The organism is Rhodovulum sp. BSW8, assembly GCF_003314725.1.
GTDB lineage: Bacteria > Pseudomonadota > Alphaproteobacteria > Rhodobacterales > Rhodobacteraceae > Rhodovulum > Rhodovulum visakhapatnamense.
In genome coordinates, this window is sequence record NZ_QNVX01000067.1 from 79,272 (window position 1) to 94,563 (window position 15,292).

General features: G+C 68.0%; 15 protein-coding genes. 8 read left to right on the forward strand and 7 right to left on the reverse strand.

Annotation, left to right across the window (positions count from 1 at the left end; all coding sequences use genetic code 11):
• Position 1 precedes the first annotated feature (1 nt).
• Entirely contained in the window at positions 2-1,078 is a 1,077-nt protein-coding gene (locus DSD19_RS20735) for an AbrB family transcriptional regulator (RefSeq protein WP_165828201.1), read from the reverse strand.
• A gap of 195 nt (positions 1,079-1,273) precedes the next feature.
• Between DSD19_RS20735 and DSD19_RS20740 the strand changes: the two genes are divergently transcribed.
• Entirely contained in the window at positions 1,274-2,599 is a 1,326-nt protein-coding gene (locus DSD19_RS20740) for a UDP-glucose/GDP-mannose dehydrogenase family protein (protein WP_113670954.1), read from the forward strand.
• A gap of 65 nt (positions 2,600-2,664) precedes the next feature.
• Here DSD19_RS20740 and DSD19_RS20745 read toward each other — a convergent pair whose 3' ends face one another.
• On the reverse strand, positions 2,665-3,351 hold the full coding sequence (locus tag DSD19_RS20745) for a hypothetical protein (RefSeq protein WP_075784496.1): 687 nt from the start codon (positions 3,349-3,351) through the stop codon (positions 2,665-2,667).
• Between the two features lie 231 nt (positions 3,352-3,582).
• On the opposite strand from DSD19_RS20745, the gene pncA reads away from it, so the two are divergent.
• Complete coding sequence (gene pncA / locus DSD19_RS20750; RefSeq protein WP_075784497.1) at positions 3,583-4,191, forward strand: bifunctional nicotinamidase/pyrazinamidase; 609 nt, start codon at positions 3,583-3,585, stop codon at positions 4,189-4,191.
• A 3-nt stretch (positions 4,192-4,194) separates the two neighbouring features.
• Positions 4,195-5,487, forward strand: a complete 1,293-nt coding sequence (gene pncB, locus DSD19_RS20755; protein WP_113670955.1) for a nicotinate phosphoribosyltransferase — start codon at positions 4,195-4,197, stop codon at positions 5,485-5,487.
• A gap of 132 nt (positions 5,488-5,619) precedes the next feature.
• On the opposite strand, the gene DSD19_RS20760 is transcribed toward pncB, so the two are convergent.
• From DSD19_RS20760 to DSD19_RS20770, 3 genes are all read right to left on the reverse strand, one after another.
• The gene (locus tag DSD19_RS20760) at positions 5,620-6,606 is read right to left on the reverse strand and encodes a phosphotransferase enzyme family protein (protein ID WP_113670956.1); all 987 of its coding nucleotides are present in this window, start codon (positions 6,604-6,606) and stop codon (positions 5,620-5,622) included.
• A complete protein-coding gene (locus DSD19_RS20765) occupies positions 6,603-7,877 on the reverse strand; it encodes an aspartate aminotransferase family protein (protein WP_075784500.1) in 1,275 nt (424 codons plus the stop codon). The genes DSD19_RS20760 and DSD19_RS20765 overlap by 4 nt, the downstream gene beginning before the upstream one ends.
• Positions 7,878-7,943: 66 nt before the next feature.
• Complete coding sequence (locus tag DSD19_RS20770) at positions 7,944-8,939, reverse strand: asparaginase (protein ID WP_113670957.1); 996 nt, start codon at positions 8,937-8,939, stop codon at positions 7,944-7,946.
• A gap of 200 nt (positions 8,940-9,139) precedes the next feature.
• On the opposite strand from DSD19_RS20770, the gene DSD19_RS20775 reads away from it, so the two are divergent.
• Positions 9,140-9,673 (forward strand): invasion associated locus B family protein, encoded by a 534-nt coding sequence (locus DSD19_RS20775; protein WP_075784502.1) that lies wholly within the window; start codon positions 9,140-9,142, stop codon positions 9,671-9,673.
• A 51-nt stretch (positions 9,674-9,724) separates the two neighbouring features.
• Here the strand turns inward: DSD19_RS20775 and DSD19_RS20780 are convergent, their stop codons facing one another.
• Positions 9,725-10,570, reverse strand: a complete 846-nt coding sequence (locus DSD19_RS20780) for a PEP-CTERM sorting domain-containing protein (RefSeq protein WP_133260490.1) — start codon at positions 10,568-10,570, stop codon at positions 9,725-9,727.
• Positions 10,571-10,896: 326 nt separating this feature from the next.
• Here DSD19_RS20780 and rlmN point away from each other — a divergent pair, with 326 nt between their 5' ends.
• Complete coding sequence (gene rlmN, locus DSD19_RS20785; RefSeq protein ID WP_113670959.1) at positions 10,897-12,120, forward strand: 23S rRNA (adenine(2503)-C(2))-methyltransferase RlmN; 1,224 nt, start codon at positions 10,897-10,899, stop codon at positions 12,118-12,120.
• Between the two features lie 109 nt (positions 12,121-12,229).
• Complete coding sequence (locus DSD19_RS20790) at positions 12,230-13,150, forward strand: DMT family transporter (protein ID WP_243628186.1); 921 nt, start codon at positions 12,230-12,232, stop codon at positions 13,148-13,150.
• Here the strand turns inward: DSD19_RS20790 and DSD19_RS20795 are convergent.
• Entirely contained in the window at positions 13,147-13,965 is an 819-nt protein-coding gene (locus tag DSD19_RS20795) for a TIGR00730 family Rossman fold protein (RefSeq protein WP_113670960.1), read from the reverse strand. The genes DSD19_RS20790 and DSD19_RS20795 overlap by 4 nt on opposite strands.
• Before the next feature lie 91 nt (positions 13,966-14,056).
• Between DSD19_RS20795 and dapD the strand changes: the two genes are divergently transcribed.
• Together dapD and DSD19_RS20805 are read left to right on the forward strand one after the other, a co-directional pair.
• The gene (gene dapD / locus DSD19_RS20800) at positions 14,057-14,884 is read left to right on the forward strand and encodes a 2,3,4,5-tetrahydropyridine-2,6-dicarboxylate N-succinyltransferase (RefSeq protein ID WP_113670961.1); all 828 of its coding nucleotides are present in this window, start codon (positions 14,057-14,059) and stop codon (positions 14,882-14,884) included.
• Positions 14,877-15,203: a hypothetical protein gene (locus DSD19_RS20805; protein WP_113670962.1), complete on the forward strand. Its 327-nt coding sequence runs from the start codon at positions 14,877-14,879 to the stop codon at positions 15,201-15,203. The genes dapD and DSD19_RS20805 overlap by 8 nt, the downstream gene beginning before the upstream one ends.
• Positions 15,204-15,292: the final 89 nt, after the last annotated feature.

Consider the following 15,292-nt stretch of genomic DNA (forward strand, 5'->3'; position numbering starts at 1 on the left):
CCTAGTCCCGGGGCGGCCGGGCCGCCGCCTCGCGCCCCATTACCCTGCGGGTCCGGGCCACCAGCACCGGAACCACGACCGTCAGCATCAGCAGGCGAAAGACGTGATGCGTGGTCACATAGGCCGGATCGGCGTTCAGCAGCAACGACATGGCGATCATCGTCTCAAGCCCGCCCGGAGCGAAGGCGATCAGCGCGCTCAGGATCGGCAGGCCCAGCAGCTTGGAGACCAGCGCCGCCGCCGCCAGCGAGACCAGCGTCGCGAACAGGGTCAGCAGGCTCGCGGCCCCCAGCGCCTTCCCCAGCATCCTTGGCGTCACGCCGGAAAAGCGGGTGCCGATCAGGGTGCCCATGGCGACGAAGGCCGGAACCGACAGCCAGGCCGGGACCGACCCCGGGATCGTGCCGGTCGCATGACCCAGCGCAGAAAGCCCCATCCCGCCCAGCAAAAGCGCCGCCGGGACCCGCAGCCGCAGCAGCACAAGCCCGGCCAGGGTCGACAACGCCACAAGCGGCAGCAGGATCCAGAGCGGCATCGGCGGCGCGCCTTGGGGCGGAAGCACCGGCAGGTCGCCATGGCCCAGCAGCGGCGCCAGGAACGGCACCAGCAGGGTCAGCGCCAGCACCCGGATCGTCTGGATCATCGTGACCTGAAGCAGGTCGGCCCGGACATCGGTCGACAGGCTCAGCACGAAACTCAGATGCCCCGGCGTCGCGGTCAGCAGCGCGCTCATCCGGTCGAAGCCGAACAGGCGCCGCAGCAGGCGCGATCCCAGCAGGATGATCGCCAGCACCGAGAGTGCCAGCACGACAAGGCTCAGCGGCCAGCGGATCGCGGTCTCGATTGCCTCGGGGGTGACGCTGGCGCCAAGGTTGACGCCCACCAGCACGAAACAGGCATCGCGGAACCGGTCGGGAAGCCGGGCCTGCAGGCCCGCCAGCGCGGCCAGCGTCACGCTCAGCGCCGGGCCGGTCAGGAACGGCGCGGGCAGGTGCAACAGCGCGGCGAAAGCCGCGCCCGCGGCGCCGATGGCGAGGGTCAGGAGGGCGGGGCCCAGCGAAGAGTCGGTCGATGTCATGCGCGCTTCCGCAGGCATCGTCCGCCTGCCGGGTCCAGAAACCTGTCTGCCGCCGGATTGTCAATTCCGGGTGGCCGCTCCGTACCCCGGCGACCACAGCCGTGGGCCCGCCGCAGGAGCGGCAGGCAAAGCACGGTTGACTTGAGCCGCGCGCCGTCGCATGCGGCGTTGCAACAGGTTTCGAGGAGACTTTGCATGAAGATCGCGATGGTGGGAACGGGCTATGTCGGGCTGGTCTCCGGGGTCTGCTTTTCCGATTTCGGGCACGAAGTCGTCTGCATCGACAAGGACCCCCGCAAGATCGAGATGCTGATGCGCGGCGAGGTGCCGATCTACGAGCCGGGGCTTGAGGACGTCATGGCGCGCAACGTGGCCGCGGGGCGGCTGTCCTTCACCGGCGATCTGGCCGCGGCGGTGGCCGGGGCAGATGCCGTCTTCATCGCGGTGGGCACTCCCACCCGGCGCGGCGACGGCCATGCCGATCTCAGCTATGTGATGGCCGCGGCGGAAGAAATCGCCAAGGCGCTGACCGGCTATTGCGTCATCGTCACCAAGTCGACCGTGCCCGTCGGCACCAACCGGCAGGTCGCCGAGGTCGTGTCGAAGGCCAATCCGGCGGCCGAGTTCGACGTCGCCTCGAACCCCGAATTCCTGCGCGAGGGCGCGGCCATCGACGACTTCATGCGCCCCGACCGGGTCGTGGTGGGGGTCGAGGCCGACCGTGCCCGGGCGGTGATGTCCGACATCTACCGGCCGCTTTTCCTGCGCGAATTCCCCATCGTCTACACCGATCTGGAATCGGCCGAGATGATCAAATACGCGGCCAATGCCTTCCTCGCGACCAAGATCACCTTCATCAACGAGATGGCGATGCTGTGCGAACGGGTGGGCGCCGACATCAAGGCCGTGTCCAAGGGCATGGGGCTCGACGGCCGGATCGGCAACAAGTTCCTGCATGCAGGCCCCGGCTATGGCGGCTCGTGTTTCCCCAAGGATACCAATGCCCTGGCCCGGATCGGGCAGGATCACGCCTCGCCTTGCGCGATCACCGAGACGGTGATCGAGGTCAATAACCGGGTCAAGCGGCGGATGATCGACAAGCTGGTCGATCTGTGCGGCGGGTCGGTCAACGGCAAGACCGTGGCGGTGCTGGGCGTCACCTTCAAGCCCAATACCGACGACATGCGCGAGGCGCCCTCGCTGACCATCGTGCCCGCGCTGGTGGGCAGCGGGGCGAAGGTCCGCGTGGTCGATCCGCAGGGACGGCGCGAGGGTGAACACCTGCTGCCCGGCGTCGACTGGGTCGACGACCCCTATGCCGCTGCGACAGGGGCCGATGCGCTGGTCATCCTGACCGAGTGGAACGAATTCCGCGCGCTCGACCTCGGCCAGATGGCCCGGTCGATGGCGACGCCGCGTCTGGCCGATCTGCGCAACATCTACCCGCCCGAGGATGTACGCGCCGCCGGGTTCGAGGCCTATGTGGCGGTCGGCCGCCGGGGCTTCGGCCTCGACGCCTGATCCGTTCGGGTTCGCGCTTCCCGCCCGGCGGGCGGGGGCGCCGATGCGCAAGGTCGCACGACGCGTCAGGCCGTCGCCAGCGCCTCCAGCCGGGCATGGGCAGAGACGCTGCGCGCATCCAGCGTCACGTCATGCAGGAACCGGCCCAGCGCGAGGCTGGTGATATGCATCCTCTCTTCGGTGAACTCGGCGTCGAACAGGGTGTCGCGGATCAGCTGGCGTTCTTCCTCGTCCATCTCCAGGATCTGGGGCTCCGGCGTCGCGGTCTGCAGCGACACCAGCGTGATCGGCGGAATTCGCGCCAGCGAGGACTGTTCGATCACCAGATGCAGATCGCCCGCCCGCATGCCGCGTCGGGCCGCGATCCGGGTCAGGATCTCGCGGCCGCGCACCCGGGCGATATCGGCGCCGCGTTCGGCCTCTTCCTCGGGCATCAGCCGGTGACGCCGGTCGGCATTGTCGACGGACAGCACCCGCGACTCGACCAGATAGACGACAAGGAACATGAAGGCCGGAAACTGCCCGATCGGCAGCGCCGCCTCGGGAAACAACAGCATCGCGACCGGAAAGGGCGTCAGCGCGGCGCAATAGCGCAGGAAGGAAATCTCGGTCGCCATGCGCCAGAAGATCGCGCGCCCGAACGAGCCGTGGGGCAACAGCCCCATCCCGTGCCCGATCAACTGGCGCGGTACTTTCCGGATCCGCATGACGGCCCGGTTGGTCACGGTCGACGGCGTCACGACATGAAGCATCGGCAGGACTCCGCAAGGTTGTCACTGATTAGATCTAACCGCCCACGGCCCCGCGTCCAGCCCGGCGCCCGTCCCCATCGACAGGCACGGGACGGGCCTGTTAGGCTGCCTCCGGGACCCGGTGGAACGGCCGCGCATGGCGCGATGCAAGAAGACTGCGGCAAGAGCGGGGCATTGACCTGACCCGGTCGGCCCCTTAACCCCTGATCGACAGTGACCGGAGGAAGGCCAATGCGACCCGCCAACGAAGCCCTGATCGTCGTCGACATCCAGAACGACTTTTGCACCGGGGGGGCGCTTGCCGTGCCGGGCGGCGAAGAGATCATTGCCCGCGTCAACGCCCTGCTCGACGAGTTCCAGCTTCGCGTCTTCACCCAAGACTGGCATCCGGCCGATCACAGCTCGTTTGCGGACAATCACGAGGGCCGCAAGCCCTACGAGGTGATCGACATGCCCTACGGGTCGCAGATCCTGTGGCCGGTGCATTGCGTGGCCGATACCGTCGGCGCCGCCTTTCATCCCGATCTTGACGTTGCGAAAGCCGATCACGTCGTGCGCAAGGGTGGCGATCCGGCCATCGACAGCTATTCGGCCTTCTTCGAGAACGATCACGAGACGCCCACCGGGCTTGACGACTACCTGTCGTCCAAGGGGATCGAGAAGATCACCCTGGCCGGGCTCGCCACCGATTTCTGCGTGCTCTATTCGGCGCTCGACGCCAACCGGCTGGGCTATGCGGTGACCGTTCTGGAAGGCGCCTGCCGCGGAATAGACCTGAACGGGTCGCTCGAGGATGCGCGCACCACCATGCTGGATGCCAACATCGTCCTGGAGCCCTGAGCGATGGCCGACATCGCGACCCGGGTCTACAATCACAAATGGAAGATCGACCCGATCGTCCGGTCCCTGCTGGATACGGACTTCTACAAGCTTCTGATGTGCCAGTCGGTGTTCCGCAACCATCCCGACACCCAGGTCCGGTTCTCGCTGATCAACCGCACGACCGATATCCGGCTGGCCGAGCTGATCGACGAAGGCGAACTGCGCCAGCAGCTGGACCATATCCGCACGCTGCGGCTGACCCGGGGCGAGTCGACCTGGCTCAGGGGCAACACCTTCTACGGCAAGCGCCAGATGTTCCGCCCCGAATTCATGGAGTGGTTCGAAGAGCTCCGCCTGCCGCCCTACACGCTGGAAAAGCGCAACGGCCAGTACGAGCTGACCTTCGAAGGCCGCTGGCCCGAGGTCATGATGTGGGAAATCCCGGCGCTGTCGGTGCTGATGGAGCTGCGCTCGCGCGCGGTGCTGGAACGGCTCGGCAAGTTCGAGCTGCAGGTGCTTTATGCGCGCGCCATGACCAAGCTCTGGGAAAAGATCGAGCGGCTGCGCGGGCTCGAGGACGTGAAGGTCGCCGATTTCGGAACCCGGCGGCGGCATTCGTTCCTGTGGCAGGACTGGTGTGTGCAGGCGATGATCGAGGGGCTGGGCGACCGCTTTACCGGCACCTCGAACTGCCTGATCGCGATGCGCCACGACATCGAGGCCATCGGCACCAATGCCCATGAGCTGCCGATGGTGCAGGCCGCGCTGGCCGAAACCGATGCCGAGCTGGCCCGCGCGCCCTACAAGGTGCTTGCCGACTGGCACGAAGAACATGACGGCAACCTGCGGATCATCCTGCCCGACACCTTCGGCTCGCGCGGGTTTCTGGAAAACGCGCCCGACTGGCTGGCGGGCTGGACCGGCATCCGCATCGATTCCGGCGACCCGGCCGAAGGCGCCGAGGCCGCCATTGCCTGGTGGAAGGCCCGCGGCGAGGACCCGACGCGCAAGCTCATCATCTTTTCCGACGGTCTCGACGTCGACAAGATCGTCGAGCTGCACCACCGCTTTGCGGGCCGCGCCAAGATCAGCTTCGGCTGGGGCACCCTGCTGACCAACGATTTCCGCGGCCTCGTGCCCGGCGACGGGCTCGCGCCGTTCAGCCTGGTCTGCAAGGCGGTCAGCGCCAACGGACGCCCCACGGTCAAGCTCAGCGACAACCCGAACAAGGCGATGGGACCGGCGGGCGAGATCGAGCGCTACAAACGGGTCTTCGCGGTCGGTGCCCAGGCGCCTATGGAGGTCGTGGTCTGACACCCTGACGGCCCGCCCTTTGCAAGCCTCGCGTATTGGGTATTTAAGCCAAGAAGAAGCAGAGATACGCGCTTCTTCTTGGTCCAAATACCCAAGGCGCACCACAGGCCAGAGGCGCGGCGTCTGGGCGGCTCACCCGATCCGGAACAGCGGGCGGCCTTCCATCACCGCATGGGCGGTGCGCACGGCCCGGTTCAGATACGCGCGGATGCGCGGGTCGTGGGGCTCGAGCCGGGGCATGGTCCAGCCCACCGAGGCCAGCGTACGCAGCATGACGAAGACCGGCAGCATCGCCAGATCGGCCTCGCTCAGCCCCCGTTCGGTGGCGTAGCCCTCGACGAGACCTGTCGCGATGGCATCGAGCCCGGGTTCCTCGAGATTGGGCACCAGCGCGGTCCCGAGGTCGTAGATCCGGAAGCCGAAGCCGCAATCGTCGAAGTCGATCAGATGCGCCTGGGCCCCGTCGAACAGCACGTTTTCCCGCATCAGATCGGCATGGATCAGCCCCGCGTCGCCGCCCGCCGCGGCATAGGCCGACAGCTTTTCGCGGGCGAAGCGGCGGGCTTCCTGCAGCAGGATCGCCTCGGCATCGCTGGCCGCCGGATGATCCCAGAACCGGCCCCAGAACGGCGCGGGGCCAAGCAGGCTGTCGGCGTCCCATCGGGGCCGCACAAAGCCCTGGGGCAGGGTCAGCCGGTCGGTTGCCACATGAAGCCGCCCGATGGCCCGCCCGAGCCCGGCGAACCGCGTCATCTGCTCGGCCGGGGTGCCGTCGAGCGGCCGTGCGCCAAGGCCGAGCGGCGCGCCCTCGACCCAGCCCAGAACCGAGGCCACGCGCCCGTCGCCCAGATGGGCCAGCAGGGCGCCGTCGCGGGTCGCCTCGGGGTCGGGCACCGGTATTCCGGCCTGCGCCAGGGCGGCCATCCACCACAGTTCCGACCGGATCGCGTCGACGCTTTGATAGCCGCGCCGGTGGAGCCGCAGCACGCCGCGGCGGTTCTCGGGCAGGGCGACGGCGAAGACCGCGTTCTCGCGATGCGACAACAGCCGGGGGGCGGTGCAGCCCTCCCAGTGGGTGGCGGCCTCCTCGGCCAGCGACAGCGTTTCGGCCTCGGTCATCGCGGCACCTCCGTACGGACCAGGACCCGGTCCAGACTATCGAGCGCAAGATCCGCATGCGCGCGCGAAAACGGCATCGGCGGGCGGAACTTGAGCGTGTTCATCGCGCGCCCGATCCGCCCCGCAAGGATACCCTCGGCGCGGAGCCCCTCGACCAGCCGGGCGGCGAATTCGGTGGCAGGCGCGCCGGTCTCGTCGACGAACTCGGCGCCGAAGAACATCCCCCTGCCCCGCACCTCGGCCAGCCAGGGATGGCGCAGCGCCCCGAGCCGTTCGAGCGCGTAGGCGCCGACGGTGCGGGCGTTTTCCATCAGGCCGTCCTCTTCGATGACCTCAAGCGTTGCCAGTGCCGCGGCCATCGCGACCGGATTGCCGCCGAAGGTGTTGAAATAGCCGAAGGCTCCGCGGAAAGCGGCCATGATCTCGGGCCGGGTCACCACCGCACCGACCGGATGGCCATTGGCCATCGGCTTGCCCAGCGTGACGACATCGGGGGCAAAGCCCAGCACCTCGTGGCCCCAGAAGGCCGTGCCGAGCCGCCCGAAGCCCGGCTGCACCTCGTCGGCAAGGATCAGCCCGCCCGCCTGCCGCACCACCGCGACCGTCGGGTCGAGAAAGCCCGGGGCCAGCGTCGGAAAGCCCTCATTGGCGAAGAACGGGCAAAGCATGAAGCCCGCGAAACCGTGGCCTGCCGCGTCCAGCTCGGCGATGGCGCGGGCGACATTGGCGGCGAAGGCCCTGGGCTGGGCCTCGGCGCTGCCGCCCAGCGGAGCGAGGCTGTCGGGGGCCGGCACCAGCCGCACATGGGGCGGGTAGCCACCGATCGGCGGGCGCCGGGTCGAGAGCGCGCTGACCGCAGCCGTATTGCCGTGATAGGTGTTGTCGGTCGCGATCAGCCCGGTCCTGCCGGTCGCGGCCTGCGCCATCCGCAGCGCGACGTCATTGGCCTCGGACCCGGTGCAGACCATCACCGCCTGGCTCAGCCCATGGCCGAGTGTGGCGGTCAGCCGCTCGACATAGTCGAGGATACCCTCATGCAGGTAACGGGTATGGGTGTTCAGCCGCGCGGCCTGGGCGGCAATGGCCGCGACCACCTTCGGATGGCAATGGCCGACATGGGGGACGTTGTTATAGGCGTCGAGATAGCGCCGCCCGGCGGCGTCCCAAAGCCACACGCCCTCGCCCCGGACGATATGGGCTGGCTCGTCGTAGAAGGTGGGCACATTCGGTCCCAGCAGGCGTGCGCGCCGCTCGATCAGGGGGTCGGTCATGAAAGGGCACCTCGAACGTCTGCGTCTCAATCAGAGCGCAGTGGCGGGGCGCTTGCAAGGCCCAGTTCAGGCGAAGCCCGGTGCCAGCCGCATCTGGCCGGTCTCGATGCCGCGCCAGTTGACGATCGGACCCACCATCCGCTTGCGCGCGGCCGGATGGGCCGGGTCGAGCGCCCCCAGATGGACCAGAAGCCCGGCAATGGCGGCCTCGGCCGCGCGGGTGGCGCCATCCTCGATCTTGACCGCGACGCCAAGGCCGCGTTCGGGCAGGAAGGCCACGAAGACGCCCTCGGCCCCGGTCTTGACCGCGACGCGGCCCTCTGTCGCCCGCATGAGCTCGGTACAGGCCCGGCCCTCGCCCGCGACCAGATCGGGATGGTGCCGCATCGCCTCGCTCAACCGTCCGGCGGCGCGGGACCGGGCGTCGCCCGCATCGGGCCGGGCGGCGGCAAAGACCGCCATCGCGCGGGCAAGCCCCGCGACCGTGGTGGCGAAGTTGGGCGCCGAACAGCCGTCGATGCCGAAACCCGGGCTCGCCCTCCCGGTGACCTCTTCGAAGGCGGCACGGACCGCGCGCTGCACCGGATGGGCGGGATCGACATAGTCGGGTCCCGCGCCCAGATGCCGGGCGAGCGTCAGAAAGCCCGCATGCTTGCCCGAACAGTTGTTGTGCAGCTGGCAGGCGCTTTCGCCCGCGCGGATCATCCGGACGCGCTCGTCGCGGTCGCGGGTCGGTTGCACGCCGCACAGCAGGTCGGCCTCGCCAAAGCCCACCCCGTCGAGCCAGGCCGCGACCTTGCCCACATGGAGCGGCGCACCCTGATGCGAGGCACAGGCCAGCGCCAGATGCTCGGACCCCAGACCGGCCGCGTCGGCCGCGCCGCTTTCGACCAGCGGCAGCGCCTGCACCATCTTGCAGGACGACCGGGGCAGGATCAGCGCCTCGGGGTCGCCCCAGGCGGCCACAAGACCCGAGGCATCGCAAATCGCCGCATGGCCGCGATGGCAGGATTCGACCATGCCCCCGCGCAGCAGCTCGACCATGGCGACGGCACCGGTCATTCCTTGCCTGCCATCCGGTCCGGCTCCGGCATCGTGTCCCTGCTCCCCTTCAAGTCCGATTGACTTTGTGCCATGAAGACTTTCATTTCCCCGCGTGCCTAGGCTAGGCTGCGGATATCGAGTTCGGACCTGCCACGCCACTGGAAACGCTTCCCCAAAAGGCGGGCCGAGAGGCAACGACAGCTGGAGGCTGTAAGACGATGACATCCCTTTTCAGAGCGGCCATCGCGGGCGGCGCTTTGGCGTTGGCGGTGACAGCGGCACATGCCCAGGAGGAATCGACCAACAACGTGGCGGTCAAGACCGACTGGAACGTGTTCGTCGAGACCGATCCCACCGAATGCTGGAGCGTGTCGCCCCCCAAGAAGACGGTCAACAGCCGCGACGGTCAGGTCGTGTCCGTGCGGCGGGGCGAGATCCTTCTGTTCGTGACCTTCCGCCCCGGCGACGGCATCAAGGGAGAGGTGTCTTTCTCGGGCGGCTATCCGTTCAAGCCCGGCTCGACCGTGGCGCTGACCGTGGGCGACAGCAATTTCGACCTGTTCACCGAAGGCGAATGGGCCTGGCCCGCCTCGAAGGCGGACGATGCCAAGATCATCGAGGCGATGAAGCGCGGCGCCGAGGCCGAACTGGTCGGGTTCTCGTCGCGGGGGACCAAGACCGCAGACACCTTCTCGCTTTACGGCTTCACCGCCGCGATGGACGAGGCCGCGCGCCGCTGCTCGGGCAACTGATCCGGCCACCCGGTCGCCAAGGCATGACGTCGATGCCTTGGCCAGGGAAGCTCAGGACCGGCGGAGGACAAGGCCGAAGGCCGCAAGCCCCGACAGCACCAGCGGCAGGGGCGCGGGCACCGGCACGGGCGCCGGATCGTCCGCCAGGACATAGCGATAAAGCCGCGTATAGGCGTCGAGTTCGCCCTCGACAGCCTGCGGGTCGATCACCCTCTCGACATGCATCTCAAGGCCGCCATCGGCCAGTTCGCGCGGGGCAAGCCCCTCGGTTTCGAACCGGATGTCGCCCTCGAAGATCGGCAGCTGGAACAGCTCCGCGACATGGGCGGTCGCCAGATCGAGACTGTAGACCGATTTCGTGCCGATATCGGTGGAAAGATACATCCTCCCGTCCAGAACCTTGGCGCCCTGAACGCGCTTCAGCTCCTGATCCATCGGCAGCGTGCCGAGATAGCTCCAGTCGGTCGTGTCATAGACGTTAAGCGTATCGCCAAGCGCCCATTCCTTGCCGTAGCCCAGCCCGGTCTCGGGGTCGATCGCCGTCCAGTTGGCGACATCGTCGCGCCGGTTGGTCGAAGCGCCCATCATTTCGTGACGCGCGCCGGGATAGGCCAGGGTCGAGGCGTCGAAGTACGCCACGTGGCCGTTCTGATAGTCGCCTTCGGCACTGTCGGGAGAGGCGTGAACGATGCCGTCCTTGATCTCGAAATCGCCGATATGGTCGAAGCCCCGATCGGCCAGCGCAGCCGGAATGCCGCTGACGACCTGCCCGGTTTCAGGATCGCAATGCCCGCTGGCCTCGATGAACTGCCAGTCTTCGGTGAAGCGGGCGAGCCCGTATTGCCAGGAAGTGAGCCATTCATTGGCCGCGGCGTTCCAGGCGATGCGCTGGGTCATCTGAAGCCCGGTCTGGTCTTTTTCGAGGACGGGCATAATCGGCAAAGCTGTCGAGCGTCCAGCTTGCGGCATGAACCGAGCCGGCCGCCAGAACGCCCGTGGCAGTGGTGAACAGAAGACGCATTCGTCTCTCCAAGATCTGAGTCCTGCCCCAAGTGCGGGCGCCGCCAGCGGTAGGCGCGGCGCCTCACAGTCCGGTAACGTTCTGCGCCCCGGATTGTGACGCGATGCCGTTCCGTAGCGAAGCGGACCAAAGCTGCCCGCGGCCCTTTCAAAACGGGCACGACTCTGCTAAGGGGTACCGCTTTCCGAACAGGAGTCCTCCGATGTCCGCGCCCATCGTCCAGGATGTGCTGCCGCTGCCCCGCAAGCTGCCGGAAACCGACCGGGTCAATCTGGTCGGCCTGACCCGCCCGAGCCTGCGCGAGGCGCTGATTGCCGCCGGAACGCCCGAGGTCCAGGCCAAGATGCGGGTGAACCAGCTTTGGCAGTGGATCTACCAGAAGGGCGTGCGCGACTTCGACGCCATGACCAACCTGGCCAAGGACTACCGCGCGCTTCTGAAGGACCATTTCGCCATCGAGGTGCCCGAAATCGTCACCCGCTCGGTCTCGGCCGACGGCACCCGCAAGTATCTGGTGCGGATCGCGGGCGGCCATGAGATCGAGGTGGTCTACATCCCCGAGGACGGGCGCGGCACGCTGTGCATCTCGTCGCAGGTGGGCTGTACCCTGACCTGCACCTTCTGCCACACGGGCACCCAGCGGCTGGTGCGCAACCTCACCGCGGCCGAGATCGTGGGCCAGGTCATGCTGGCGCGCGACGATCTGGGCGAATGGCCGAAACCCGGCCGCAACCCGAAGGACGAGACCCGGCTGATTTCGAACCTCGTGCTGATGGGCATGGGCGAGCCGCTTTACAATTTCGAGGCGGTGCGCGACGCCATGCTGATCGCGATGGATGGCGAAGGCATTTCGCTGTCGCGGCGCCGGATCACGCTGTCGACCTCGGGCGTGGTGCCGGAGATCGCGCGCGCAGGCCGCGAGATCGGCTGCATGCTGGCGATCAGCCTGCACGCGACCACCGACGAGCTGCGCAACAAGATCGTGCCGATCAACCGAAAATACCCCATCGCCCAGTTGTTCGAAGCGCTCCGGGCCTATCCGAAGCTGTCGAATTCGGAACGGATCACGTTCGAATATGTGATGCTGAAGGGCGTGAACGACAGCGATGCCGATGCCCGCCAGCTGGTCCGGCTGATTGCGGGCATTCCGGCCAAGATCAACCTGATCCCGTTCAACGAATGGCCCGGTGCGCCCTATCAGCGATCCGACTGGGACCGGATCGAAGCCTTTGCCAATATCGTCTACAAGGCGGGCTATGCGAGCCCGATCCGCACACCGCGGGGCGAGGACATCATGGCCGCCTGCGGCCAGCTGAAATCGGCAACCGAGCGCGCCCGCAAGAACCGCTTCCAGATCGCGGCCGAGGCCGGTCTGCCCGAGCCCGAACGCATCGTCCGCCGCCCCGACGCCCCCGACGTTCACTGACCTCCGGCCATTGCGCGCGGCGGTCTCTGGCCGCCGGTTTGCGCAGCTTCCGGGTCGCCTGCGCTGGCCTGCAGCGCCAGTCTGCGCGAAAGCGGCAGGAGGGCATGACATGACAACCATCGCGGACCCGGCAGAGCGTCTGACCATGGGGCGGGCCGAATGGGCCATGCTACTGGCCCTGTCGGTTCTGTGGGGCGGGTCGTTCCTGTTCGTGGGCATCGCCGTGGCCGAACTGCCGACCCTGACGCTGGTCTGGCTGCGGGTGGCGCTGGCGGCGCTGGTGCTATGGGCGGCGGTCGCGGCGACCGGGCGGCGGCTGCCGCGCGTGCCAAGGGTCTGGGCAGCCTTCCTCGGCATGGGGCTTCTGAACAATGTCATCCCGTTCAGCCTGATCGTGGCCGGACAGCACAGCATCGCCTCGGGGCTGGCCTCGATCCTCAACGCCACGACGCCGCTTTTCACCGTGGCGGTGGCCGGGCTGCTGCTGGCCGACGAACGGCTGAGCCGATTGAAACTCTGCGGCGTTGCGGCGGGGCTGGCCGGTGTGGCCGTCATGATCGGCCCCGACGCGCTGGCCGGGCTCGGGACGAATGCGCTGGCCCAGCTGGCGGTGCTGGGCGGGGCGCTGTCTTATGCCTGCGCGGCGGTGTTCGGGCGGCGGTTCCGCCGGATGAGGGTCGATCCGCTGGTCACGGCAGCCGGCCAGGTCGGCGCCGCGACGCTGCTGTTGAGCCCGGCGATGCTGATTGTCGACCGGCCCTGGACGCTGCCGATGCCCGGTGCGGCCACCTGCGCCGCGGTTCTGGGACTGGCGGTGCTGTCGACCGCGCTGGCCTATCTGCTGTATTTCCGCATCCTCGCCCGCGCCGGGGCCACCAGCCTCTCGCTCGTGACCTTCCTGATCCCGGTCTCGGCGATCCTGCTGGGCGGGCTGGTGCTGGGCGAGCGGCTGGCCCCCACCGATTTCGCCGGCATGGCCTGCATCGCGCTGGGGCTTGCGGCGGTCGATGGCCGGATCTTCCGGCGCTAGCGCGGCGCGGTCCAGCCCTCGATGATCGCGACGGCCTCTTCGGCGGTCTCGACGAAGGAAAACAGCTTCAGGTCCTCGGGGCTGATGGTTCCGGCCTCGGCCAGGGCCTCCCAGTTGATGACGCTTTCCCAGAAGGCGCGCCCGAACAGCAGGAACGGCACAGGGTCCATGCGCCGGGTCTGGATCAGGGTCAGCGCCTCGAACATCTCGTCCAGCGTGCCGAAGCCGCCGGGAAAGATCGCGATCGCCGCCGCGCGCAGCAGGAAATGCATCTTGCGCATCGCGAAATAGTGGAAGTTGAAGCAAAGCTCGGGCGTCACATAGGGGTTCGGCACCTGTTCATGCGGCAACACGATGTTCAGCCCGATCGACACGCCCCCCGCATCGGCCGCGCCGCGATTGCCGGCCTCCATCACCCCCGGCCCGCCGCCGGTCACGATCACATGGTCAAGCCGGTCGCCCTGCTGCCCCTTCAGCGTCATCCGCCGGGCGAATTCCCGCGCTTCGTCATAGTATCTCGACAGGTCCGCCAGGGTTTCGGTCCGGGCCGTGTCGCGATGCGCGGGGTCGGGGATGCGGGCGCCGCCGAACAGCACGATGGTGCTTTCGATGCCGTAGTCCCGCATCATCAGCTCGGGCTTCAGCAGTTCCAGCTGCACCCGGACCGCGCGCATCTCGTCGCGGCACAGAAATTCGGGATCGGCAAAGGCCAGCCGGTACGAGGCCGACCGGGCCTGCGCCGTGTCCGGGCTGTCCCGCGCGCTTTCGATATCGCGGAAGGCGTCGCGGAGCGGGCGGCGGGCGTCGTCATGCATGGGGGTCTCGCTTGGATTGCGCGTTGAGCAACTAGCGTCTATAGCCTGACCGCCAACGAGACCAGAAACCTTTTGACGGGAGGTTACGCCCATGTCCAATGCCCAGCTCGAAACGGCCATCGAGGCCGCCTGGGAGGCCCGCGACACGATCACGCCCGCCACCCGGGGCGAGACCCGCGAGGCCATCGAGGCCACGCTGGAGGCGCTGGACAAGGGCACGCTGCGCGTCGCCGAAAAGCAGGCCTCGGGCGACTGGCATGTCAATCAATGGGCCAAGAAGGCGGTGCTTCTGGGTTTCCGGATCAAGGACATGGAGTGCCACGAGGGCGGGCCGCAGGACGGCGGCTGGTGGGACAAGGTCGACAGCAAGTTCAAGGGCTGGGGCCAGGCCGACTGGCGCGCCGCGGGCTTTCGCGCGGTGCCGAACTGCGTGGTGCGCAAATCGGCCTATATCGCGCCGGGCGTGGTCCTGATGCCCTCCTTCGTCAATCTCGGCGCCTATGTCGACGAGGGCACGATGGTCGACACCTGGGCCACGGTCGGATCCTGCGCCCAGATCGGCCGTGGCGTGCACCTCTCGGGCGGCGTCGGCATCGGCGGCGTGCTCGAACCGATGCAGGCCGGCCCCACCATCATCGAGGATAACTGCTTCATCGGCGCCCGGTCCGAGGTGGTCGAGGGCTGCATCGTGCGCGAGGGCTCGGTGCTCGGCATGGGCGTCTTCATCGGCAAGTCGACCAAGATCGTCGACCGCGAGACCGGTGAGGTGATGTATGGCGAGGTGCCGCCCTATTCGGTGGTGGTGGCGGGTTCGATGCCCTCGAAGGGCGGCGTCAGCCTCTATTGCGCGGTGATCGTGAAACGCGTCGACGCGAAAACCCGGTCCAAGACCGGCATCAACGAGCTTCTGCGTGACTGACAGACCCGCCAGCCGCCAGCAGGTCTACACCCTGTTGGTCGAGGTCGGGCGCAAGCCCGATGACGGCCTGCCCGACGGCGCCACCGGGGCGGGGCTGATGTGCTACGCCTCGGGCGTCGACGAGGCCGAGGCGGTGCGCGAGACGGTCGCCGTGCTGAAACAGGCGGGCCTCGCCCCGCTCGACGTCACCGGCTATGGCACCGCCGCAGACCGTCGCGAAGAAGGCCAAGAGATCGGCCCCGAGGAAGAGGCCCTGATGGCCCGCGCCCTGGCCGAGAACGCGGTCATCGTGGCCCAGATGGACCCCTTCTTCGACTAGAGCCGCCGATCCCCGAACAGCCCCGCGCCCCTCTTCTTCTTGGTCGAAATACCCCGGGGGTGCGGGGGCAGAGCCCCCCCCCAGCCGCC

Excerpts from the sequence above, each read along its gene's own strand:
- rlmN (WP_113670959.1), top strand. The coding sequence starts at position 10,897 with ATGTCCGCGCCCATCGTCCAGGATGTGCTGCCGCTGCCCCGCAAGCTG.
- dapD (WP_113670961.1), top strand. The coding sequence starts at position 14,057 with ATGTCCAATGCCCAGCTCGAAACGGCCATCGAGGCCGCCTGGGAGGCC.
- pncA (WP_075784497.1), top strand. The coding sequence starts at position 3,583 with ATGCGACCCGCCAACGAAGCCCTGATCGTCGTCGACATCCAGAACGAC.
- DSD19_RS20745 (WP_075784496.1), bottom strand. The coding sequence starts at position 3,351 with ATGCTTCATGTCGTGACGCCGTCGACCGTGACCAACCGGGCCGTCATG.
- DSD19_RS20780 (WP_133260490.1), bottom strand. The coding sequence starts at position 10,570 with ATGACCCAGCGCATCGCCTGGAACGCCGCGGCCAATGAATGGCTCACT.
- DSD19_RS20740 (WP_113670954.1), top strand. The coding sequence starts at position 1,274 with ATGAAGATCGCGATGGTGGGAACGGGCTATGTCGGGCTGGTCTCCGGG.
- DSD19_RS20790 (WP_243628186.1), top strand. The coding sequence starts at position 12,230 with ATGACAACCATCGCGGACCCGGCAGAGCGTCTGACCATGGGGCGGGCC.
- DSD19_RS20765 (WP_075784500.1), bottom strand. The coding sequence starts at position 7,877 with ATGACCGACCCCCTGATCGAGCGGCGCGCACGCCTGCTGGGACCGAAT.
- pncB (WP_113670955.1), top strand. The coding sequence starts at position 4,195 with ATGGCCGACATCGCGACCCGGGTCTACAATCACAAATGGAAGATCGAC.
- DSD19_RS20760 (WP_113670956.1), bottom strand. The coding sequence starts at position 6,606 with ATGACCGAGGCCGAAACGCTGTCGCTGGCCGAGGAGGCCGCCACCCAC.
- DSD19_RS20775 (WP_075784502.1), top strand. The coding sequence starts at position 9,140 with ATGACATCCCTTTTCAGAGCGGCCATCGCGGGCGGCGCTTTGGCGTTG.
- DSD19_RS20795 (WP_113670960.1), bottom strand. The coding sequence starts at position 13,965 with ATGCATGACGACGCCCGCCGCCCGCTCCGCGACGCCTTCCGCGATATC.
- DSD19_RS20735 (WP_165828201.1), bottom strand. The coding sequence starts at position 1,078 with ATGACATCGACCGACTCTTCGCTGGGCCCCGCCCTCCTGACCCTCGCC.
- DSD19_RS20770 (WP_113670957.1), bottom strand. The coding sequence starts at position 8,939 with ATGACCGGTGCCGTCGCCATGGTCGAGCTGCTGCGCGGGGGCATGGTC.